This window comes from Spirosoma litoris, from assembly GCF_054776755.1.
Genome location: NZ_BAAHBI010000010.1, coordinates 562,409 through 585,607 on the forward strand (window position 1 = coordinate 562,409; position 23,199 = coordinate 585,607).

17 protein-coding genes and 1 pseudogene are annotated in these 23,199 nt (G+C 43.4%); 11 read left to right on the top strand and 7 right to left on the bottom strand.

Annotated features, from left to right (window positions below; all coding sequences use genetic code 11):
* Positions 1-333: pseudogene (locus ACYVGR_RS08790) on the top strand (hypothetical protein); the annotation flags it as partial.
* 166 nt (positions 334-499) lie between these two features.
* Here the strand turns inward: ACYVGR_RS08790 and ACYVGR_RS08795 are convergent.
* Positions 500-1,498 carry a glycoside hydrolase family 43 protein gene (locus ACYVGR_RS08795; RefSeq protein ID WP_460955597.1) on the bottom strand — a complete coding sequence of 333 codons (999 nt, stop codon included), beginning with the start codon at positions 1,496-1,498 and terminating at the stop codon, positions 500-502.
* Positions 1,499-1,924: 426 nt separating this feature from the next.
* Between ACYVGR_RS08795 and ACYVGR_RS08800 the strand changes: the two genes are divergently transcribed.
* The 3 genes from ACYVGR_RS08800 (at position 1,925) to ACYVGR_RS08810 (ending at position 5,132) form a co-directional block, all read left to right on the top strand.
* Positions 1,925-3,019 (top strand): FIST signal transduction protein, encoded by a 1,095-nt coding sequence (locus ACYVGR_RS08800; RefSeq protein ID WP_460955599.1) that lies wholly within the window; start codon positions 1,925-1,927, stop codon positions 3,017-3,019.
* 3 nt (positions 3,020-3,022) lie between these two features.
* Positions 3,023-4,552: an ATP-binding protein gene (locus ACYVGR_RS08805; protein ID WP_460955601.1), complete on the top strand. Its 1,530-nt coding sequence runs from the start codon at positions 3,023-3,025 to the stop codon at positions 4,550-4,552.
* Between the two features lie 205 nt (positions 4,553-4,757).
* Positions 4,758-5,132 carry an Hpt domain-containing protein gene (locus ACYVGR_RS08810; RefSeq protein ID WP_460955603.1) on the top strand — a complete coding sequence of 125 codons (375 nt, stop codon included), beginning with the start codon at positions 4,758-4,760 and terminating at the stop codon, positions 5,130-5,132.
* Between the two features lie 239 nt (positions 5,133-5,371).
* Here ACYVGR_RS08810 and ACYVGR_RS08815 read toward each other — a convergent pair whose 3' ends face one another.
* Positions 5,372-6,961: a right-handed parallel beta-helix repeat-containing protein gene (locus tag ACYVGR_RS08815; RefSeq protein ID WP_460955605.1), complete on the bottom strand. Its 1,590-nt coding sequence runs from the start codon at positions 6,959-6,961 to the stop codon at positions 5,372-5,374.
* Between the two features lie 614 nt (positions 6,962-7,575).
* Here ACYVGR_RS08815 and ACYVGR_RS08820 point away from each other — a divergent pair.
* The 6 genes from ACYVGR_RS08820 to ACYVGR_RS08845 all read left to right on the top strand — a co-directional run bounded on the left by ACYVGR_RS08820 (position 7,576) and on the right by ACYVGR_RS08845 (position 15,406).
* On the top strand, positions 7,576-8,592 hold the full coding sequence (locus tag ACYVGR_RS08820; protein ID WP_460955607.1) for an acyltransferase family protein: 1,017 nt from the start codon (positions 7,576-7,578) through the stop codon (positions 8,590-8,592).
* A 135-nt stretch (positions 8,593-8,727) separates the two neighbouring features.
* The gene (locus tag ACYVGR_RS08825) at positions 8,728-10,182 is read left to right on the top strand and encodes an O-antigen ligase family protein (RefSeq protein ID WP_460955609.1); all 1,455 of its coding nucleotides are present in this window, start codon (positions 8,728-8,730) and stop codon (positions 10,180-10,182) included.
* A 62-nt stretch (positions 10,183-10,244) separates the two neighbouring features.
* Positions 10,245-10,976, top strand: a complete 732-nt coding sequence (locus ACYVGR_RS08830; RefSeq protein ID WP_460955611.1) for a TolC family protein — start codon at positions 10,245-10,247, stop codon at positions 10,974-10,976.
* A 9-nt stretch (positions 10,977-10,985) separates the two neighbouring features.
* Positions 10,986-13,004, top strand: a complete 2,019-nt coding sequence (locus tag ACYVGR_RS08835) for a GumC family protein (protein ID WP_460955613.1) — start codon at positions 10,986-10,988, stop codon at positions 13,002-13,004.
* Positions 13,005-13,015: 11 nt separating this feature from the next.
* Positions 13,016-14,212, top strand: a complete 1,197-nt coding sequence (locus ACYVGR_RS08840) for a glycosyltransferase (RefSeq protein ID WP_460955614.1) — start codon at positions 13,016-13,018, stop codon at positions 14,210-14,212.
* 57 nt (positions 14,213-14,269) lie between these two features.
* On the top strand, positions 14,270-15,406 hold the full coding sequence (locus ACYVGR_RS08845) for an acyltransferase family protein (RefSeq protein WP_460955616.1): 1,137 nt from the start codon (positions 14,270-14,272) through the stop codon (positions 15,404-15,406).
* Positions 15,407-15,498: 92 nt separating this feature from the next.
* Here the strand turns inward: ACYVGR_RS08845 and ACYVGR_RS08850 are convergent, their stop codons facing one another.
* Together ACYVGR_RS08850 and ACYVGR_RS08855 are read right to left on the bottom strand one after the other, a co-directional pair.
* Positions 15,499-16,644, bottom strand: coding sequence for an acyltransferase family protein (locus ACYVGR_RS08850; RefSeq protein ID WP_460955618.1), 1,146 nt, complete (start codon positions 16,642-16,644; stop codon positions 15,499-15,501).
* Between the two features lie 81 nt (positions 16,645-16,725).
* Positions 16,726-18,069 carry a lipopolysaccharide biosynthesis protein gene (locus ACYVGR_RS08855; protein ID WP_460955620.1) on the bottom strand — a complete coding sequence of 448 codons (1,344 nt, stop codon included), beginning with the start codon at positions 18,067-18,069 and terminating at the stop codon, positions 16,726-16,728.
* 354 nt (positions 18,070-18,423) lie between these two features.
* Between ACYVGR_RS08855 and ACYVGR_RS08860 the strand changes: the two genes are divergently transcribed.
* Positions 18,424-19,605, top strand: a complete 1,182-nt coding sequence (locus ACYVGR_RS08860; RefSeq protein ID WP_460955622.1) for a glycosyltransferase family 2 protein — start codon at positions 18,424-18,426, stop codon at positions 19,603-19,605.
* Positions 19,606-19,887: 282 nt separating this feature from the next.
* Here the strand turns inward: ACYVGR_RS08860 and ACYVGR_RS08865 are convergent, their stop codons facing one another.
* The 3 genes from ACYVGR_RS08865 to ACYVGR_RS08875 are packed head-to-tail and all read right to left on the bottom strand — an operon-like array spanning position 19,888 to position 23,196.
* Positions 19,888-21,087, bottom strand: a complete 1,200-nt coding sequence (locus tag ACYVGR_RS08865; RefSeq protein ID WP_460955624.1) for a glycosyltransferase family 2 protein — start codon at positions 21,085-21,087, stop codon at positions 19,888-19,890.
* A 10-nt stretch (positions 21,088-21,097) separates the two neighbouring features.
* Positions 21,098-22,048: a glycosyltransferase family 2 protein gene (locus ACYVGR_RS08870; protein ID WP_460955626.1), complete on the bottom strand. Its 951-nt coding sequence runs from the start codon at positions 22,046-22,048 to the stop codon at positions 21,098-21,100.
* On the bottom strand, positions 22,027-23,196 hold the full coding sequence (locus ACYVGR_RS08875; RefSeq protein ID WP_460955628.1) for a sugar transferase: 1,170 nt from the start codon (positions 23,194-23,196) through the stop codon (positions 22,027-22,029). Before ACYVGR_RS08875 ends, ACYVGR_RS08870 begins: the two co-directional genes overlap by 22 nt.
* Positions 23,197-23,199: the final 3 nt, after the last annotated feature.

The window sequence follows — 23,199 nt, forward strand, 5'->3', positions numbered from 1 at the left end:
TGGCAGGCATTCATCGATGGTAAACCTGCGCCACATTTGCGAGCCGATTACGTATTGCGGGCTATGCGTATTCCGGCGGGTAAACATACCATTGAATTCCGGTTTGATCCACCTTTAGCGCACACTGGCGATACCATTGACTTGATTTGCAATGTGTTACTGATTCTGTTAATTGGCTTTGTTATTTTCCATGAAGGGCGTAATCGCCGTAAGGAAGCTGTATCTGAACCAACTCCTATAGTGCCTTCATCACCAGAAGTGCCATCTGGTACCGCAGAGCAAACGAAAGTAACTCCGCCACAGCGTAAGACTGGAGGAGCGAAATCGCGGTAGTGACTACAAACCTATAAGGTTTTTGAGACCTTATAGGTTTGTACGGAGTAATTGTTTCCTTAATTTCAACTCATAAAAAAGGTCGACTCTACTATAGAGTCGACCTTTTTTATGAGTTGAAATTGCATTTCTGTGGCCGCCCAAGGCCATATCTTAAGCCAGTAATTTATTTTAGTACCTGTGCGGATACGCCTTCGACCGTAATTTTTACGGGCTTGATGGCGTCCTTCTCGTCAAAGTACATGCGATCGATGCAGGTTTCCCGGTGATTACCATCGGTTTCGGTTAATGGGCGCCGATGATAAACGATATACCAGGTATCCATTCCTGGGACCTGAATAACCGAATGGTGACCGGCGCCAGTTGCCACGGCAGGATCTTGCTGGAGAATTTTTCCAACCCGCTCAAATGGACCAAATGGCGAATCGGCAACAGCATAAGCAACGGAGTAATTAGGACCTGTCCAGCCACCTTCTGACCACATAAAATAATACTTGCCGTTTCGAACAAACATGGTAGGGCCTTCTACATAATCTTTAGGCGTTATTTCCCGAAAAATAGTACCGTCGGCAAAGGGGAGAAACCCGGTAAAATCGTCTTTCAAACGAGCGATGTTGCAGTGACCCCAACCGCCATATAGCAGATAATATTGACCGTCTTTGTCTTTAAACACATATTGGTCAATGGGTTGAGCACCATTGTGAATCTGCCCAACGAGTGGTTTGCCCAGATAATCCCGGAATGGCCCCGCTGGGTTATTGGCGACTGCAACGCCAATGCCACCTACTTCTTTTTTGTCATCGTGAATATCATTCGCCCCAAAGAATAAAAAATACTTACCACCCTTTTCGATGATCGCAGGCGCCCACATCGCTCGCTTGGCCCATTTTACAGCTGTAGAGTCGAGGATTCGACTGTGCTTTGTCCAGGTTACTAAATCAGGCGATGAAAAGGCGTCGAAAAACACCTGTTGGTTATACTTTGCCGAATAAGTTGGATATATCCAGTACTTTTTGCCGAAAATAACACCTTCTGGATCAGCGTACCAACCCGGAAAAATAGGGTTACCCGAAGTCTTTGCCGTAGGCTTCTGGGTTTGAGCCAGTGAAAGCGACGAAAATAGTGCTAAAAAAAGAATGGGAATGCAGACGTGGAAACGGGACATGCTCGGAATAAGTTAATAACTGAGTCGTAAAAATAAGACGGAATCAGCTAAGAAGCGCTTTGCCTTGTTTGAGGTGAAATTGGATTGGGGTGTATAGTGTGAATTAGGCCTGTTTAAGTTTTTGAAGGATTGAATACATTAGCAAGAACGAATAGCATTGACTTGATTTAGAACAATCGTAGCCCATAACTAGCGCTCCACAGTAGTCTATATAGCCCTCTAATTATATGGATGAAATCAAGATATGTTAGTGTATTCTATTAAATAGTAAATAAATGTTGGCATTGGCTTTTAACGATAAATTTAATTGCTTTTTTGGGTAGTTTTGTTTGTAAAAGGATGGCCTGATCTATGCTTGTCCATTTGTTATAAAAGAGAGATATGAAAATAAGACAAGCGAAGTTTTCGAATGGCAATTGGGAGACTATGTCTGAAACTCCCGGATTTCTGCCAGAAAAGGCATCTTTGGTGTTAGCATTCGGCGAGCGAAGGATACTGGAAACTACAAATCCATATCAATACCTGGATCAACTGTTCCCCGAAGCTCAGATCATCATTAACTCTACATCTGGCGAAATTATAGGCGATAAAGTTTATGATGATACGATTGTTGTTACCGCCATTGAGTTCGAAAAGACAACGGTGCGAACCGTTCAGCTTGATATTAATAACCACAAAGAAAGCTATCAGGTAGGCGAAAAACTGGCCAAAGCCCTTGACGAAGAAAATCTGCAGGGAATTATTCTGATATCCGACGGTGGTGTCGTGAATGGGAGTGAACTGACCAACGCCAGCAATCGATGGTTGAACCGGCCAGTTCCCGTTATTGGCGGTCTTGCTGGCGATGGCCCTCGTTTCGAACGAACAGTCGTTGGCGTCAATCAGAATCCCGTGTCGGGTAAAGTTGTCGGTATTGGTTTGTACGGTACTGATTTGAAAATAGGGCACGGTACAATGGGCGGTTGGGACGTGTTTGGTCCCGAACGCGAAGTGACCAAGTCGGTCTACAATGAATTATATCAGATCGACGATCGGGATGCTCTTGATTTATACAAAGACTATTTAGGCCGATACGCTGAAGGACTACCTGGGACGGCGCTACTTTTTCCGCTGTCAATTCGAGTGACGCCTGATTCACAGCCATTGGTACGGACTATTCTATCGATAGACGAAACCAAAAAAAGCATGACGTTTGCTGGCGACATACCCGAGGGAGCTAGTGTTCGATTTATGCGGGCTAACCTGGATCGGTTGGTAGAAGCATCGGCTCTCGCTGCCCAGAACGCACTGACGCAACTAGGCAAAGCTCCTGAGCTGGCACTATTGATCAGTTGTGTGGGTCGTAAGTTAGTTTTAGGGCAACGTACCGAAGAAGAAGTAGAAGTTGCCTGCGAGATTTTTGGTAGCGTTCCTTATATGACCGGCTTTTATTCGTATGGTGAGATAGCGCCATCGGGCCCAGCGTCTCCGGGTGAGCTTCATAACCAAACAATGACTATAACTATCCTTTCTGAGCAGTAAACTATGGAAGAAAGTAAGTTGCATAAGATATTATCCCGCCAGATTCATCGACACCTGACAGAAGAATGCTTGCAGGATAAACATGTCCAGCAGTTTATTCAGGCGGTGAATGAGTCTTATCAGAATTTTGATCGTGACAAAGAATTGCTGGAGCACTCAGCTTTAGTGAACGATCGGGAGTATACTGCAATCAACCAGAAATTAAAGGAGGAAGTTAGTCAACGACGCCAGTCGGTTGAAAAGCTAATTGAAGCCATTGAACTTATTGAAGTGCCAGAGGGTGAGGCTATTGCCGATTTCGATTTGAATAATTTGGTTGGCTTGGTCAATTTCCTGCAACGGCAGATAGAGTATCGAAAAACGATCGAAGCCGAGCTGAGGCAGGCTAAAGACGAAGCCGAAAAAGCAACGCTGGCTAAGTCGGACTTTCTGTCGATGATGAGTCATGAAATCCGCACGCCACTGAATGGTATTGTAGGCATGACTTACCTGATGTTGCAGGAAGAAGTGCCGCCTTCTATGAATGAGAACCTGAAAACACTCCAGTTTTCGATCGAACATTTGCAGGCGCTCATTAACGATATTCTGGATTTCAGCAAAATCGAAGCCGGAAAAGTTGAGCTTGAAGAAGTTACCTTCGATTTTAAGCAGTTGCTATCGAACATTAAGCGGGCGCAACAGGCCAAAGCACAGGAAAAAGGCAACCGGATTCGGTTGATGATCGACGACGACATACCAGCCGCCCTAATTGGAGATTCACTTCGGATTGGGCAAGTGCTCACCAACCTGGTGTCCAACGCTATTAAATTCACCTTACAGGGCACCGTTACCATTGAACTGGCGCTTGAGCATCGAACAGAGCATATGGCAACGATTTATGTATCTGTTCAGGATACAGGAATCGGCATCGCTCCCGATAAGCAGCAGGCCATTTTCACGATGTTTACCCAAGCCAACTCAGCCACAACCCGCAAGTTTGGCGGAACGGGTTTAGGTTTGGTTATTACCAAAAAGTTGCTGGAGTTATATAACAGCGCTATTCACGTTGAAAGCGAAGAGGGTAAAGGCGCAACGTTCTCGTTTACGCTAAACCTGCCAATTAGCCGGGCCACACCAGTGACGGTAGTAGCACCCGATGCAGTAGATGAGAAAACACTGAAAGGACTCCGGATTTTATTGGTAGAAGACTATCCGGTTAATGTAAAAGTAGCTTTGAAATTCCTGAATAAATGGGGAATTGAGGTTGATACGGCTGAGAATGGGCAGGTAGCTGTCGATAAATGTCTGGTTGGCCAATACGATTTAATATTGATGGATTTGCAAATGCCTGTGATGGACGGCTATACAGCAGCATCAGAAATTAGAAAAACAAATACCACTGTTCCAATCATTGCCCTGACAGCCTCTGCTACATTCAGTAACCGGGATCGGGCCGTATTGGTGGGGATGGATGATTACGTTACGAAGCCGTTCAACCCCAAGGATTTATTCAATAAAATCGCCAAGTATAGTCAGCGTCAGGTAAGTATTTAAGGTAATAGATAATGAATGATTGATGAACTAGTACTTGTCCAATTTAGATTCTAGAGATTCTCGGGGCCGCCCGCGCGGTTGATTCTAATTGATTAGCAGTAGAATCCGGTAGAATCTACAGAATCTATTTTGGTAAAGCACTAGTACTCATTATCCATTGTTCATCAACAGTATAACTTGATATCAATTTAGGGCTTCATTAATTATGGCAGATTCAAATCCAGTTGCATTACACGCTATTGATTACAATCGACTTAATGAATTGTATGATGGCGATAATGAGCAGATTGCCAGTCTCTTTGAGTTATTTCTTGACGAAGTATTGCCTGATTTTGACGAAATAGAAAATGAAATCGAACAGCAGAACTGGTCTGAAGTAGCCCAGATTGCGCATAAAATGCTTCCCTGGGTGGGTATGGTTGGTCTGACAGCGTTAGAGGCCAAACTACGCGCTATTGAAGCACAGGCTAAAGCTGGTTCAGGCAAGGCGGAAATAATGGCAACCTGGAAGCAATTTAAAACAGGACTTAGCCAGGCTATGCCCTTGATTCGAGAAGAGCTGGTTAGATTAACGAGTTAAGTTTATACAAAAAGAGATCTGTCAATCCTCTGAAAAATAGATCTTTTTGAGTAAGCACTAGGCTTGTCCATTTGGCCAATCTAATAAATATACTCTTCTCGTGCTTTGATAAAATAGATTCTAACCGTTTCTATAGATTCTTTCGATTGATATTGTACTGATCAGCAGGGGCGATAGAATCAACCGCGCGGGCGACCCCGAGAATCTATAGAAGCTAAATTGGACGAGCACTAGGTTCGTCATATTTTTATAAATCGCCTGGTTATCACTTGTTGATCAGCCAGCGCTACCTTTAAAATGTACGAACCAATGGGCAAAGTGGTCATGTCTTTTGTAACTGTTGATACTAAATTGACTAAATAGAGGCAGCTTTGAACCAATTTGCCATTAAGATCGTACACCAAAAGTTCTTTAATCTGCGCTTCTGTTGGTAATTGAATTGTTAATTCGTCTTGGCAAGGTAACGGATAAACAAGCATTTGCTGAGACTGGCTTTTTTCTGAAGAGCTTACTCGGGCACCCGAAGCACCATATTCATAAGCCCCGATATCGTATCCCTGGCCAGCTTGGCGATCAGTGCCAATAATATCATCGGTTATACCCCAGGACGCAAGATTTATTCCCGCATTGATTGCCGGCGAAGTACTTGTCAACTGGAAATTCAAGCTATCGGCGTTGGCAAACTGCATTGCGGTTATCGATGAGCTGGTAAGGTTGTTCGTCTGGGTAGCGGTAGCTCCCTGGGCGAAAGTAACGTATCGGTTCTGCCAGATATTGACCAAAATATTATTGGCGATAGTGTTGATGTTGTTTTCGTTGTAGAGCTTAATTCCTTCTTTACCAGTAGTAACAATCGTGTTATTTAGAAAACCAACTGGCGTATTCACTGAAGAGCCCGCCCGATTGTCGCAGAAAATACCATTTGAGCCCGAGTTGGCGATTACGTTGTTATAAACAACCAAATTGCCGGTATGGCCTAAAATAATCAAGCCGGCACTGGCTGCATTAATGATCACGTTGCTGTAAAAAAGACCACCAGAACCTTCGCCAATCTGAATACCGTTATCCTGGTAGCTGGCAAACGGAGAAATACCTGAATTGCGTACTGTATTATGGTGGACCTTTGCCCCCGGCGAACAGCCGTATTGAATTCCTTCTGCGCCTGTCCGTTCAACCAGATTATTATAAATCTGTAGCCCAATTACTTCGTGCGGATACACAACCTGTGTGGTATTGTCACAGGTTCTGGTTATGCCGGCACTCCAAAAGGAATTGCCTACGTAAATGCCCTCTCCGTACGTATCGTGGATATAATTATCATGAATATTAACATTATTCATAGTGAAGGCACCTCGCCAGGTCGTTGGGTCACAAGTGGGATCGGTTTTAGCCATAATACCCGCAAAGGTCATATTCATAATCTCTACCCGTTCCACTTCGGTGTCAGAGCTCTTATTAGTTATCGTCAACCCGGAACCACCACCCGACTCATTAATCAGGAACCCATAGGGGACCTGACTATCACCCGAACCCGTCAGTTTGAAAAACCGACAATTATAGAATTGGATGCCCCCATAACTGGCTGAGCTGCCAACCGTTACCTGGCCTCCACAATTGATAATCTTGATGGGAGCAGCAGCGGTTCCCTGCATGTCCATAAAACGTAGGTAGGTGTAGTTTCCAGCCTGAACGCAGATCGTTTGGCCTGGTTTGACAGGGTACTGTTGGGCTCTATAAATGCCACTAGTTGTAACCGTCAAATCGCAATTGCAGGCTACAGCTTGATTGAGTAAAAGTACACAAAACAGCAGAGGCAAAAATGTCTTCATAGCATTCGTTCCCTTTTATTGTTGACTAAACTAAACCTGCACTATTCTAGGCCATTTTCAGACTGGTATATAGATAATGTACTTGCAATCTACCAATTAATCGACCCAAAAAAACCGTTTTCAGAGTAAGTATAGAGCTTTTATAGGTTGATCGTGACTCTTTTTATAGTAATAATTTATATAACTATAAACCTATTTATTTTGTTTGCTATTTAGTAACATAAAGTTAAATATCAAAATTAACGGCATTATATTTGCGTATATATTTTACTGAATGGGGGCTATGAGTTGGCAATTCGCCTGATTTAAGGTTGTGAAATACTACTTAAATTGAAGAAAATTGTAGTTTATTTTACTGATAATCAATTGATTGGAAATGTGGAAGATGGAAAAAAGACTACACTTTTAATTCTTACAATATGGTCAGTAAGTGAAGGGGTTTATTTCACAAAATATACATAAGTACTTAAAATAAAAACAAATAAGTATACATAATTATCTAAATAGATGGCTATTAATTCCAGGTGTGTACTAATGACTTTTAACTAATTCTTGTAAAACGCAACTAAGTGCAGCCATATAATTAATTGTTGACAAGTACTTTTTTAACCTGTATGCAACGAGATGCCTTTGTTGATTTCGCCCGTGGATTTTCAATTCTTACAATAGTACTGTACCATTATCTGGCTTTTATTCCATTGCCGGGATTTCTGGCCAAAGCTGCCTTGCTTGGCGGGTCAGGCGTGCATGTTTTTCTATTTATATCAGGTTATGGCCTTAGTTTATCAGCTTATAAAGGATGGTGGTTTTTTATTAAAAAACGTTTTTTAAAAGTATTGATACCTTATTATATTGGTATTATTTTTATTTTCAGTATTAATATTATTTTTCATTTATATCGGGAAGGTTTTGAAGAACTGTTAAGTCATTTATTTCTTTATAAAATGTTTTTTAATGGATATACCCGAAGCTTTGGCGGGCAGTTCTGGTTTATATCTACTATTATACAATTCTATCTGGCTTTTCCTTTGCTACTTAAACTATACACTAAAATAGGGCCTAGGAATAGTTTAGTAACTTCTATTTTTATTTCATTTTGTTATAGCCTATTGGTTGTTTATCTGGGAAAAGTTGATGAGCGGCAGTGGAGCCGATTTTTTCTGCAATATCTCTGGGAATTTGTATTGGGTATGGTCATTGCCCGGAATCAGTTGCTAGCTAAGTTTTTGAATTATAGATGGTTTTATTATTTGATTGCTTTAGTAGTTAGCTTATCTATTGCCCTATTATGTGTAGTAGTGCTAGGGGAAATCGGTAAAATATTGAATGACTATTTTACGTTTTTGGGCTATTTATGTGGATGTATACTCTTGTATTTATTGGGTAAGAATTATGCAATATGGATTGTGAATTTTATACGCTGGATCGAAGGGTTTTCGTATTCCTTATTCATTATGCATATGTTGGTATTAGATTTTTATCGACAAATACTAGTACATCGCCCCCTATCTTTAATCGATTTGCCTATTTTGTTGATCGCTTCGTTTGCAGTTTCATTAATTTTTAACAAGCTGATAAGTTATGTTTTGAATTTAAAAATGTTGCAATCCGCGCCAACCGTTAGTACTTGATTTTTTTACTAGTAATTCTGGGATAAACTAAATAGATCATCCTGTCTATTAATTAAAAAAGATCAACGTCACGATGAATCGTTTCGCTTTTTACTAAGTATTTGTTTTGCGTAACCACTACTGTTAATTAAATGTATGGCATTAGTTATTCGATATACGCTGAATACATTTTTACTGATAGCCTTACTTATCGTTTTAGCTATAATAATAGCTAAAGGAGAAATTCCTGCGTTGGTCGGACTTATTGTCCTGCCTATGGTGGTGGCTTACGTAATGTGGGTGATCAAATCGCCCGGAGTTGGTATTTATACAGCTTTTATTATTTCGTTTTTATCGAGTGGTCTGCCTCGTTACGTACCTGGCCCTCTAAGTCTATCAGTTGATGTTTTACTCTTCTTAGTGTTACTCATCGAATTTTTTCGTCGCTTCGAAAGCCGTCAGTGGCCAAACCTTCGGAAAAATCCGATTATGATGGTAATCTTTATCTGGTTCGTGTACTGTGTCCTGGAAATAGCAAACCCAGAAGCACGCAGTCTGGAAGCCTGGTTTTACGATGTAAGAGGTATTGCACTCTACCTAGTATTGGTGGTTCTGCTGGGTTTGGAGGTGCTTTATTCTGAGCGAGATATGAACCGGTTTCTGGTTATCTGGCTAAGCATTTCGGTCCTGGGAGTCCTATTTGGCATGCGCCAACTGTATTTTGGCGTCGATAAGTACGAACAGGCCTGGCTTAATGCTGGCAATGCGTTGACGCACGTATTGCATGGAAAGCTAAGGGTATTCTCCTTTTATTCCGATGCCGGGCAATTTGGAGCCGCAATGGGACATGCGGCTTTGGTTGGCCTCATACTAGCCCTGGGACCCCTTAGTAAAAAAGAGCGATTACTATCTGCAGTTGTTGGGGTCATCTGTTTTTATGGATTGGCTATTTCGGGTACCCGGGGGGCTATGTTTGTTCCGATAGCAGGCGTAGGCGTCTATCTTATCTTAACCCGGAATGTCAGGGTTTTGATCATTGGCGGCATCATAGCCGGTACACTTTTAGGAATCCTCAAATTTACATTCATTGGACAGGGTAATTATCAAATTCAGCGGATGCGCAGTGCGCTCGATCCAAACGATCCCTCACTGCTAGTTCGGCTGGAAAATCAGAAGCGTTTGCGGTTATACCTGGCTTCCCGGCCAATTGGGGGCGGAATTGGCTCGGCTGGTTATTGGGGCCTGCGATTTTCGCCCAACACCTTCCTGGCTCGAACGCCCACCGATAGTTGGTACGTAAAAATATGGGCCGAAACGGGCATTGTAGGTCTATATCTGCACTTGTTCATGATTGGTTTCTGGCTGGTTTATTTCTTTAAACGCATCTGGAAAATGCCCGAAGGGCCGATGCGTCAAAAGATGATGGCTCTTTATTCGGGATTGGTAGGGATAGCAGTGGCGAGTTATGGGAATCAGGTATTGGGTCAATTGCCTACCGGAACTATTATTTATCTCAGTATCGCCTATCTCTATCTGTTTACCCGAAAGCCAGTCGCCGATGCAGCGTCTGAAGTTCAACTATCCACAAACCAGCTTAGTCTGACCCATTAATGTAGAGATAATTTAAAAACAACCTAACCATCAAAAATCGCCCAATACTATTGCGAACATCTATGAAACGAGTCGACTTATTGTATAAACTGATGCTGGCTGGCTGGCTGCTTTTCCTGGTCAATAGACCTGGAATTGCCCAAACGCCCGCTCGTAAGCCCGATCCTGCTCCCTTGTTGGTGCTGCCACCACTCGACACAATTCTTCAACTGGCCCGGGCGCATTCGCCTTCAGGGGGTATGCAGAATGCCTTAATTGCCCGAAGCGAATACTTTGTAAAGAATCAAAAACAGATTTGGCTGGATGGAATTGGGATTGATTTACAACTGGCTTCCAGCAATCAGGCCTTATTGATCCAACAGGCCAATGGCGATCTCAATGCCTACAACAACTATAACAACGGGTATCGGGCGGCTGTAAACGTGCGCTTGTCGCTGTATAACTTTTTGGGGAGAAAAAATTTAGTGCGCATTGCTGAGAGCGAGGCCGATGCCGCCCGGCAACAGCGAAAATTTGTTCTTCAAGAAATGGAAATAGCTGTTGTTAATAAGTATTATGCTATTCAGGCAGCTCAGGCATTGCTAAAGATTAAGAGTGATGCTAAACAGGTAAATCAGCAAAACCGCCAAATGGCTGAAAAAGAATTTGCGCAGGGTACAATTACCATTACCGAGTTATCTCGAATTGTTCAGATTTCTACAAGTACCGAAGCCGAATACGAAGTTGCTAAACAGTCGCTCTTCGAAAACGTCAAAACATTGGAGATTCTGATTGGCCAAAAGCTATTTCAATAGTACGAGACTATGAGCCTGAAACGATTTTTACGATTATTATGGGGCTATAAATGGGCCTTTTTACTCTTTCCGTTCGCTTTAGCGGGAACAGTAATTTATTTAACGAAACAAGAAGACCATCAATTCACAACCAGCTCCCTAATCTATACAGGTTTGGCTTCGGGCTATACTATAGAAACTGAAAGCCGCCGGGATTATTTCTCCATCAGTATTGCCTTCGATAACCTGATCAATACAGTCAAATCGCGGGCGGCATTAGAGGAGGTCGGAATTCGATTAATGGCTGAGCAACTGATGCTTCGAAAACCATACGGAGGTACGGCCAATGCGAATACATTCTATAGATTGCACGCTATCATCCCCGATGATGTGGTCCGGAAAGTGGTAAACTATTATTCGCTAGAACAGACCGTCCAGAATATCTATCGTTACTCAAAAATTCCTAAAAATGTCATTGGCGAAAAATTATTGAATTTAAAATCACCATACAGCGTGTCAGGTATTCTGGCAAACCTGACTGTGACTCGAGAAGGCTCCAGCGATATGGTTCGGATTTCCTATATCGCAAACGATCCGGCTGTGGTGAAGCGGACCATCGAATTGATTACGTCCGTATTTATGCGTCGGTATCAGGAAATGAAAGTAAATGAAACGGGTAGCGTTGTGGCTTATTTTCAGCAGCAACTTGAACTGGCCTCCAATAAGTTATCCTCTTCAGAAGCAAACCTTACCAATTTTTCCCGCGATAATAGAATCATCAACTATTACGAACAGACCAAAAGTTTTACTCTTCAGGATCGGGATTTTAATTTTGAGATTGACCGGGAACGGGCTAACCTTGAGTCTTCTAAAGCTACTGTAAAACAATTAGCAAATAGGTTAAATATACGTCAGGACGTAATCCTTCAATCCACCAAATTGAACGCAATTCGTGATTCGCTTTCCCTATTGAATACACGACTAACTATGTTAGACATGCAGGCGGAGCCTGATCCCAGTCAGCGAGAAAAACTCATTAATAGAATCAGTGACTTTGAGCAAAAGGCGAAGACTGGCATTACCGAATTATATTCTATTAATAATTCGCTGGATGGTTTGCCTACTAAGCTCCTTTTCGACAATTGGATGCAAGCATTTGTTAATACCGATGCAGGCGAAGCCCGGTTGTTGGCACTCTACGACATTCGACAAAATTATGAATCATACTATCGTCGGTTTGCGCCACTGGGATCCAAAATGGGGCAATTACAGCGGGCTATTAATGTGGCTGAAAAAGAATATCTCGAAATTCTACATGGCCTGAGTGTGAGTAAGCTTCGAGAGCAAAACATGGTTATGTCGAGCAATCTAACCATTGTTGACCCTCCACTGTTTCCTGGTACAGCTGAGCCCTCCAAGCGACTATTTCTGGTCATTGGATCATACGTGCTGGGATTCATTTTGGTGCTCTCGTTTATGTTGGGAAAAGAGTATTTCGATAGAAGCCTAAAGAATCCAACCCGTGCGCTCGGTAAAATCAAGCTGCCCTTTATTGGGGCTATACCGCTGGCGAACGAGCGAAAGACAACGCGTTTTAAAGCTATTGAATCGATTACGGTAAATCAATGCCTTGCCAAAATGGCGTTGATGACCGCCAAGGTGCCAAACCGGCCAATTTTGATTGTCGTGTTTAGTATCCGGGGTGGAGAGGGTAAAAGTTACTTCATTTCCAGCTTACTACGAGCGGTTGAAAATCTTGATCCTGCTGATCGACCGGATTATATTATTCAGGAAATCGAGTCGTTGCTTTACCATCCTATACACGACGACATGGTCAAGCATGCCGACCTGTCTATCTTAGTCGCCGATGCTTCTAAAAAATGGCAACAATCCGATGCGTACATGCTCAAAACATACCTCGACGGCGTGAATCATCCGACCGGTTTTGTGCTCAATCGAGTACAAACCGACCAACTAGATGACATTATTGGCGAATTCCCGCGCCCGAAGTCACGGACTCAAAAGCGTAAATTATTACTAGGAACCTAAACTATTCGCGTGTGGCGTCAGATCTGGTTTGTATCGCATTTCCGGCTTGGGAAGGTAACTATGTGAAAAGTACGGTGGAGCTGGTCAAACGCATGGCCAACCACCATCGAATCCTCTATGTCGACTATCAGTATACGTATAAAGATCTGATTTGGAGTATTCTAAAAAAAGGAAATGCCCCCGCCCAGCGAATGCTCGGGCTGTCTCCACGGCTTCGGGAAATCCCAATGGAAACGGGTGGATCGGTTTTTGTCTTGACCCCGCCCCCAGTGCTTCCGGTCAATTTTCTGCGAAACTCCAGGATGTATGATTGGTTCCAGAAACTCAATAGCTGGTTAATCAGGCCCAGCATCCAGAAAGCGACTAAGCGGCTGAAATTTGCCAATGTAACGGTTATTAATGCCTTCAATCCCTTTTATGGCAATTACTTACTGGGTAAATTAGGGGAGCAACATACCGTTTATTACTGTTACGACGAAATTAGTGAATGCGCTTGGGCGCGTAACCACGGAGCAAGAGTAGAGCGGGAATTTCTGCGGAAAGTTGACGCAACGATTACGTCTTCGGTAGGGCTTTTGGCGAGCAAAAAGCAGTTCACTAAACAATCTTTTCTAGTCCAGAATGGGGTCGATTACCTTCCATTCTCGGCGGGATATGTAGATGCCGCGACAAAGGTGAAAACCGAAAAAGTTATTGGGTATATCGGAACGCTCGATAGCCGGATCGATTATTCATTGCTTGAAGCCATCGCGCAACGTTTTACAGATGTTCGTTTAACACTTATTGGTCGGGTAGTTGCCGATAAAGCCAGCGTGGTGGAGGATGTCGAACGGATAAAGGAGCTGCCGAATGTATCGTTAGTGGGTGCTCAGCCAGCCTCTGCTTTGCCCGGCTGGTTGCAAAAGTTTCATGTGGGGATCATTCCATTTGTGAAAAACCCACAAACAGCGGCAATTTATCCTATGAAAATTAACGAATACCTGGCTGCCGGATTACCCGTAGTGAGTACCGACTTCGCTCCGCTTTCTGATTTTGAATCAACCATTGCCATTGCGACAAATCCCACCGATTTCATTCATGCAATTCAAGCTGCTTTTGAGACAGATTCAAAAGAATCTCAACAAAGTCGACAGGCAGTTGCCAAAGGGAATTCCTGGGAATACCGAGCGCTGGAATTCGAGCGAGTTCTGCAAAATATTTCGGCTTAAGTTATTACAGATAAGTGTAATAAATAGTGTATACACGTAAAAAGACTAACCTGAATTATGCAAACATCTACACAGCCAGAACGCCCATCGGTAGTAAAGAAAATTTTCTTTCCGAATTTAGATGGTGTTCGTGCCATTGCTGCCACATTAGTGGTCATGTCTCATATTGAATTGCATAAACCCTTATATGGAATTGAACGATTTGAAACCGTAAATTTTCTTGACCTGGGAAAAATAGGCGTTTGCATTTTTTTTGTTCTCAGCGGATTTCTGATCACGTATCTACTGCTGGAAGAAAGAAAAAGTTTTCATAAAATAAACTATAGAGATTTCTATACACGCCGGGTTTTACGAATATGGCCACTGTATTTTATTGTTCTCTTAATTGGCTACTTTATTTATCCCAAATTTGATAATCCGACGGGCTTCTGGCTTAGCGTATTTTTTCTTCCCAATGTTGCATTCATTCTAAAGATGTTGCCAGCTGTAATCGATCCTGTTTGGTCAATCGGTGTTGAAGAACAGTTTTATATTTTTCAGCCTCATTTGCTACGCATCAAAAAGATGAGGGCGCTTTTTTATGTAGTAGCAGCTTTTATTGTGGCTTTGGTGCTAATTAGAGCAGGTCTGAATTATTTCAAAAATGTGGGAGCAATTTCCCCCGTCTGGTGGGAGTTTCTGTTTAAGTCGCGCTTTGATAGTATGTTGTTAGGAGCCTTATTGGCTCTCTTATTTTTTGATCGATCCTCCTCGCAACTAAATATGGGTTTTCTTCAACGAATTTTATTTCAGAAGAGTACTCAGATTATTGCTTTGGTAAGTATGGTAAGTTATGTGCTGGCTATTATTTTCTTTAGCTTACCAGTTTACTATGAATTTATTTCTTTATTATCGGGCGTTATAATTATTAATATCTGTAGCACGGAATCAAGTGTTATATCGCTACAAGCAAAGCCTTTTTTGCAGTTGGGAAAAGTTTCATACGGAATTTATCTATTACATAAATTCCCTGTTATGCTGGCGCTTTACTTAACCGCTGAATATTTGCCACGATTCAATAAATTGACCGATAACCTATTCATTTACCTATTTGTTCCTGCACTGACATTTATACTGGCGTCTCTTTCGTATAATTATATAGAAAGCTATTTCCTTAAATTGAAGAAACGGTTTGGTCATTTTTCTAAGGACTAAGCCATATTTTCTATAACGCGAAAGACCCTGCCATTTATCGCGATAAATGGCAGGGTCTTTCGCGTTATAGAAAATATATTATTTATTGTAGATCAATTAGTTGTTCTTAGCGATAACGTTCTTAGGCGGTACCACGCTTTCTGCGGCCATTGCGGATCCATGCATGGTTTTTCGATTACTAAATAGAAGATGACGCTGATCATAAAAACAGCAGGTAAAAACAGGAGCAGGCCTACCAGGTAATTGATAGCATAGGATGAACTGGGTAAAAAGTGACTATAGGCACTGGTGAAAAACTCGGCAAAAGCAAGATGTAGCAAGTAGATCGAATAACACATACCCCCAATAGCGCTAATCCACGGACTCTTGAAAAATTTATTCACGGATATGCTACGGAAACATCCATAAAAAGTTGTGAATAAAGCTGTAATGAAAATAAATTTCCAGGAAAGATTCTTGTCCCAAGTCCAGGAACAAAACATAACAATAATACTAATAATCGTTACGAAATCATAAAATCGACTTTGAGGTATACCATCTTTCCAATCAGCAATATATATGTCTGCTAATAATACCCCTACCAGGAAAAACTCAACCATATAGGGAAGGGTAATATTAAGGTTATCAAACAAAGTTGTTGTATTAGCAATAATGATTTTTACTAGAATTAATGATACTAATAGTAGCCTTCTCAACCATCGATTACGAATAGAAAAATAAAAGAGCGTAAGTATTGGAGCTACTATATAAAATTGGACTTCAACTTCTAATGTCCAGGAGGGAGGATTGATTGGACTCCACTCACCATATACTATTCGATGTACGTAAAGACAACTGGCAATATAATGTGGAAGGAGTGTAGAAAAGTCCTGATGCTTAAGGAAAACCAGGATAAGGAAAAAAAGAGTCATTACGAGCAGATAAGGTGGTTCAATTCGCGTAAATCGGCGGATATAATAAGTTCGTAATGACACAGGACGCCCTGTATGCAAGGCTTGCCTGCCAAATGGTAGCGACAGAATAAAACCGCTAATGGCGAAAAATACATAAACTCCTATATGGCCATGTGCAAATATTCGGGACAATACAAAATCGCCTGAAGAGTGAACAGGACTAACTTTAAGCAAGCGCTCACTAAAATGTTGTAATACGACAGGCATTATCGCCATAAAACGAAGTCCATCAATTTCACCAATAAAACCTGGTCCGCTGATAACGCGTCGCAGGTTGTGTGGCATGCCCGAAAAAAGTTGTATAATTTTATTAATCACCTGTAAAATTATTTTAAATAGATTTAATGGACATTGATTAAAAAATGCTTAGGAACGAGCAAACTTTGCGTATAGTAAAAATAACCCTTTATGCCCTGCTCGAACCACTTGCCATCCGGTAATAGGTAGTCGTTTGCCGATCATAGAAAATCCAAGTACCACGCCCGTACCAAACGTAAAGATTGAAACAAAAGCAACGGCCGTCACAGAATGAAAAATCTGCAAGGCAATTAAGTCGCCTAGTATATTGATGACCAACATGATAAATATTTTTGTCATGTTGGCTTTAGGAACGCCAATGGAGTCAAGTAATACGCCTACGTACCGGTCAAGTGGGATAAGCGCACTGTAAACCATAAATATTCGGAAGATCACCGTGGCATCACGGTATTGACTGCCCCCCAGGGCTGTTACCAGGGGTTCGGCAAAAATGATGCAGAATAAGGAAACCGGTAGGAGAGCAATCCAGAGTCCACCCGCATTTTTTCGAAAGAAATCGGCAAGCCGTTCGGGTTGGTTGGTTCGGTGAAGTTTTACCATTTCTGGAATAGACGTTACTACTATGCTTCTTATGGGAACTTCAAGTAGTTGGATCAATCGTTGAGGAATGGAGTATAAGGCTACGGCATCGGTCCCTAAAAAAATGCGGATCAGATAAATGTCGGAACTGCGTAATAGGTTGGAACACAGCAGAGCACCGATGCTATACTTCCCGTAATTCAGTAGAGGTTGCCGTTCAAGGGCCGTTCCAGTAAAGTAACTCGACATAAATGCCCAACCAGTTGTAATGGACACTAGGCTACTGACCACCATTGCCAGTAAATAAGCTAGTCCTACTGCCTTGATGCTGAGTGCATTATTGAGGTACGCCAGGCTCAGAAGAACCAGAAAAATAAGCGGATGAATGAGCTTAGACCATTGAAGTGCGCCAAAGCGGGATTTGGTTTGCAACAACCAGCTTGCTACGGAAAGTGGGAGGGAAATAACGCCCACCAGCAGGAGCCACAAGAGCGAGTCTACGTCCATAAGTGGGCCTACTACCCACCGGCTAATCAGGACGCTTACTACCAGCAGCGACCCGCACAAAATGGTAAACAGGCTCCCAACCTGCCAGGCGGCCCCCGCCCAGTTCCTTAGTTCATCATCGTTTTCGCAGTGCGATGCCTGCTGGATTAACGCATTCAATACCAGGCCTGTACGGACCGTGTCGAATAAAATGTAGGAGGTCAGCAAGAGACTCCATTCACCGAAATCGGATTTGGTGAGCCAGCGGGCTAGTAAAATAAAGGTTAATAAACCCAGTAGCATCGAAACGCCATTGCCTAATAAGGACACAACGGCATTCTTTCGAAGTAGCGATTTCAGGTAGTCAACGGTTAATCTGGATGGCATGATGGGCAGATTTACTTAGCAAATTCACTTCACTAAGTGAAAAAGAAGCGAATAGAAATCAGGGCTAAACTGGATGCTTTGTTCGATGTTGGACTCTGGTAAATTTACTTCTGGTATGGCGAAAAAAAAACTTATCAATCAAGTTTATTAATAGGTAAAAATATATCTTTGTTAGATATGTAATTTTAAAATCATACACTATTTGGTGCCATCAAATTTTACACTTTTTACAGGCATGGTATACGATTTGCAACAGATACCATCACCCAACTTAATCAGTATGGGCGTCATTATTGACGAATAGTCTAGAGAAGTCACCACCTATTAATTCTCCTTCATTAAACTTTACGTAATATGGTTTTTGTAAACGCCCTGGCTATGTTGATTGCATCATACACGGGCATAAATGTATTTTATTTAAGCATGGCGGCCTTTGCTGGTTTGTTCAGCAAGGATAAACCAGTTGCTACCATCGAGCCTGAGCAACTTCCTAAAATGGTTGTTATGATACCATCTTATCGGGAAGATACAGTTATTCTGGAAGCGGCCCAGGCTAGTCTTGATCAGGATTATCCGTCAGACCGGTTTGACGTAGTTGTGATTGCCGATTCACTACGCCCAGATACAATTGTTAAACTCCGCAGTTTGCCCGTTCAGGTTATAGAGGTTTCGTTCGAGGTCTCGACCAAGGCAAAGGCGTTGCAAGTGGCCGTATCGACTTTGCCCGACGTGTATGATGTGGCACTTATTCTGGATGCTGATAACGTTATGGCACCCGATTGCCTAACCAAACTTGCGCCTGTGTTTAATCAGGGCTGGAAAGCTGTACAAGGGCACCGAACGGCCAAGAATACCAATACCAGTGTCGCGATTCTGGACGCGATCAGCGAAGAGATGAACAATTACCTGCTACGAAAAGGGCAGCGGGCGTTGGGTATGTCGGCCACGTTGATCGGCTCTGGAATGGCTTTCGACTATCAACTTTTCAAAGAGTTTATACCTAAAGTTCAGGTTGTTAGTGGATTCGATAAAGAGACTGAAATGGTATTGCTTCGGCAGCGAATTGCGGTTGAATACGTCGAGTCGGCTATGATTTATGACGAGAAGGTGCAAAACCAACAGGTGTTCGAGCGGCAGCGTACTCGTTGGATGGCAGCTCAATTACGCGTCTTGCGGACCAACTTCTGGCCGGGCCTAAAAGAGCTGTTTAACGGTAATATTGACTATGCGAATAAGGTATTCCAGGCGATGTTGCTACCCCGGATTTTATTGTTGGGCGTATTGATGCTCGGATTTGCCCTTAGCTTATTTTCGGGTGGCACCTACTGGCCAACCCTCATGGGGACGCAGTTAGGGCTTGCCTTGGTTACGTTTTATATTGCCACGCCCGGCTGGCTACTCAAGAAGGTGGGCGTTACCGAGTTATGGGGCGTTGTTGTGTTATTTATCCGGTTTGTTCGGTCAATTCTAAAAGTAAAAGAGGCTCGTAATAAATTCATTCATACCCCTCACGGTATCGAATCGAATAATGCCTAAAAATCGGGGTGTATATAGGCCATATCTCCAATGATATGGCCTATATACACCCCGATTTTTAGGTGACTGAAAGACTACTAATGGAGTGATAAAGAAATTCTTAGGTTCTATTGATTCTAATACTGGCAATAGAATCTAAGAATCAATGGAATCAACTAGTGCTTTGACAAAATAGATTCTAGATGTTTCTATAGTTCTTGAGATTCTATTCTACTGATAATCAGAACCGATAGGATCGAAAGAATCTATAGAATCTAAATTGGATAAGTACTAGAACAAACACTACGTCAGTGCATCAACGGCCGACGCCCGTCGAACTTTCTCCCAGGTACCCGACTGATTTCCACGTAAATAGCGAACCAGACCTGCCAACGCGCAAACGTTCATGAACGTGAAATAGAACGGCACAAAAACGGCTTTCCAGCGAAGCTGCCGCTTCTCCAGCAAATACCCTAACCACGAAGCGCCGTAGAAGAAAACCTGACCCACCAGTAACCAGCTCCAGATGGAATCGACTTGCCAGCCATCGCGCAAAACAAGACCTAAATTGAGCAATAGGATTAGGGGTAAGCATAGGGGAGTGACAGCCCAACGCATAACCCGGTGCGACACATATTCGAACGTGAGCACGCCATATCGGAAGGGGTTCAGTAATTTTTTCAACCAAACGATCGATTGAAAACCACCTGCTGCAATACGTATTTTACGTTTTTGCTCGTCAATAATGGAGAAAGAAGGGCGTTCCAGTGCATAAGCATCTGGCTCGTAGGCTACCCGATAACCTCGTCCAGCAATCAGCAACGAAATCATAAAGTCGTCCAGAATTGTATTGGGCGATACGGGCTCATACAGGTCTGTCCGAACGGCGAATAGCTCCCCGGCGGCCCCTACAATCGTGTGCAGTTCGGCATCCCAGCGCTTTAATTGCGATTCATACTTCCAGTAAAGCCCTTCGCCCGAACCGGCAGCTGATTCACTATCGGTCGTCTGAATTCGCTTTTCGCCCGCTACAGCGCCTACTTGTGTATCCCGGAAATGCCGTACAATATTTCGAACAGCATCCAGATTTAGCTGCGTATTCGCATCGGTAAAAATGACAATGGGCGTTTTCACCTGTTGCATGGCCATATTCATAGCCGCTACTTTACCACGTCGTTCGGTGCCGCCCAGAATGTCGATGGCGTCACCGTAGTTCGTCCGTAGCCAGTCGTCAGAGCCATCTGTCGATCCCTCGGTGACGAATAGGAAATGAATCTTCTCGCGAGGATAATGCTGTCCGAGTGAATTTTCGACTTTCGCGGGCAGACAGTCCAGTTCGTTATAGGCGGGTACAATTAAGGTGACCTCAGGCATGTAATCGGCCGACACATCGGAGACGGCTGGTCGTTTAGGGCGTAGTTTAATAAGGGCCCACACAACTACACCGTAGCCAAGGTAGGTATAGACCACGAGGCCAATACAGAGCAGGAGAAGTATTTCCATTTGTTTGTCTTTAGTTACCCGCCATGGCCACTGGCATCGATACAACTGCTGTTGGCTTCGTTGTATGCGTCAAATTCCAGGTAATGGCATCCTTTACGGCTTTTAGGTACGTTGGTTGCCAGGATACGGTGTATTTGACCAATGCTTTGGGGAGCGCCATGCAAAAATAATACAGATAAAAAATCAGCAGCGGAAAGCCCGACACATTTCGGCGCATAAACCACAGCCGATTCCGCGTGTGGTAGTAGACCTTCATGGCACTTGCTTTGCCAACACTCATGGACTCCCGGTGATATATCAGGGCATCGGGTTGATAATAAATCTGAAAACCAGCCTTCCGTATCCGTGCCGACCAGTCCAATTCTTCGTAATATAGAAAAAAGCTCTCATCGAGCGTGCCTGCTCGTTCCAGCACCGCCCGACTAACCAGCATAGCGGCCCCGTGCGCAAACCAGGTTGGCCCTGGCTGGTCGTGCTGCCCCTGATCGGGTTCTTTGAGACCAATTGCCCAGGTTTGTCCTTTGTAGATGTTTAACGGCCGATAACCCGCGTACTGGATAACATTGGGTTGCGAATGGTACCGAATTTTAGGGCATACAACGCCAACATCCGGGTATTGCGCAAACGGAATCATCAGTTGCTCCAGCAAATTCGGCGTAACGATGGTGTCGTTGTTCAGCAGGAAAAAATAGTCGCCCTGTGCGTGCCGGATACCCAGGTTATTGCCGCCCGAAAAACCAAGGTTTTCGGGGCTGACCACCAGTTTTACGTGCGGATAATTGCCCTGTTGCAGCCGTTCGGCAATGTCGTCATTGGACCCATTGTCGACCACAATCACCTCGAAGCGAGGGTAGGTCAATACCTTCGTTGATTCCAGCAAATCGCAGGTAACCTGGGCCTGCTTATAATTGATGGTGATCAGCGAAATCAGGGGCGTGGTTATACGTTCTCCTTCTGCCATACTGCCTTCAGGGTTCTCACAAGAATAACCAGATCGGTACGTAAGGAAAACTGTTTGGCATACAATACATCGAGCTGAATACGCTCCTGGTCCGAGACTTTTTCTTTGCCTCGTTTGGTTACCTGCCATAAACCGGTTAAACCGGCCGGAGCGGCAAAACGACGGGCGTAGCCAATATTTGTGAGCTTTTCGGCTTCGTATAACGGTAAAGGCCGATTGCCTACAAACGACATGTCGCCCCGCAAAATGTTGTACAACTGAGGCAATTCGTCGATACTAGTGTTCCGCAGGATTTTGCCTAAGCGGGTCACCCGTGGGTCTTCCTTAAACTTGCTGAACATCGCTTTGGCCTGTTGCTGGCGATGATACTGGGTTTCACAAATCTGCTTTTGATCCAGAAACAACGGACGTTGACAAGGCGTATTGGCCAGCCGACAGGTTTCGCATAGTTCGTCTTCGGGCTTTTCCTCAACAACTTTATTGTACATGTTCTGCGATGCCATACCCGCCAGCAGCTTGTCGGCGCCCGTACTCATCGTCCGAAACTTGTACATATTGAATATCTTGAAACCCATGCCTACCCGTTTCGATCCGTAGAATATCGGCCCAGGTGAGTCGAGTTTTACCAGGGCAGCCACAACTAGTAACAACGGCGATATCATGAGCAGGATCGTGAACGAAAGCCCAATATCGAACGCTCGTTTTCCGATGGGCATCCGGACCGATACGGGCTTATGAACAACCCGCCCATTCTGTTGATAATCCCGTTTCTGGATCAGGTAACTCAACCGAATCCGAAAAGCATTCTCCGAATAATTGAACGGGAATGCATCGATCACATACCCATGATACGGCTCCGCGGTGATGTCGATATGCTCCTGATCGGTGAGAAGAACGATCGGGATTTTCATGCGGCTTAATTTTGCTTTAAAGGCATTCAAAAAGCCAAGCGTGTTGAAGTTGTCGTTAAACAGGATCAGATCGATCGGAGCATTGCTATCTAGATAGGCAATTGCCCACCAGCCATCAGGTACGCTTACGACCTCAACCTGCGATTGAAAGGTTTTCTGAAAAGCTTTTACCTGCTGTTCATCATTTTCTACATAGAGTACCCGAAAAGGGGCTGTAGTTGAGGTTTGGGCCTTCATAAT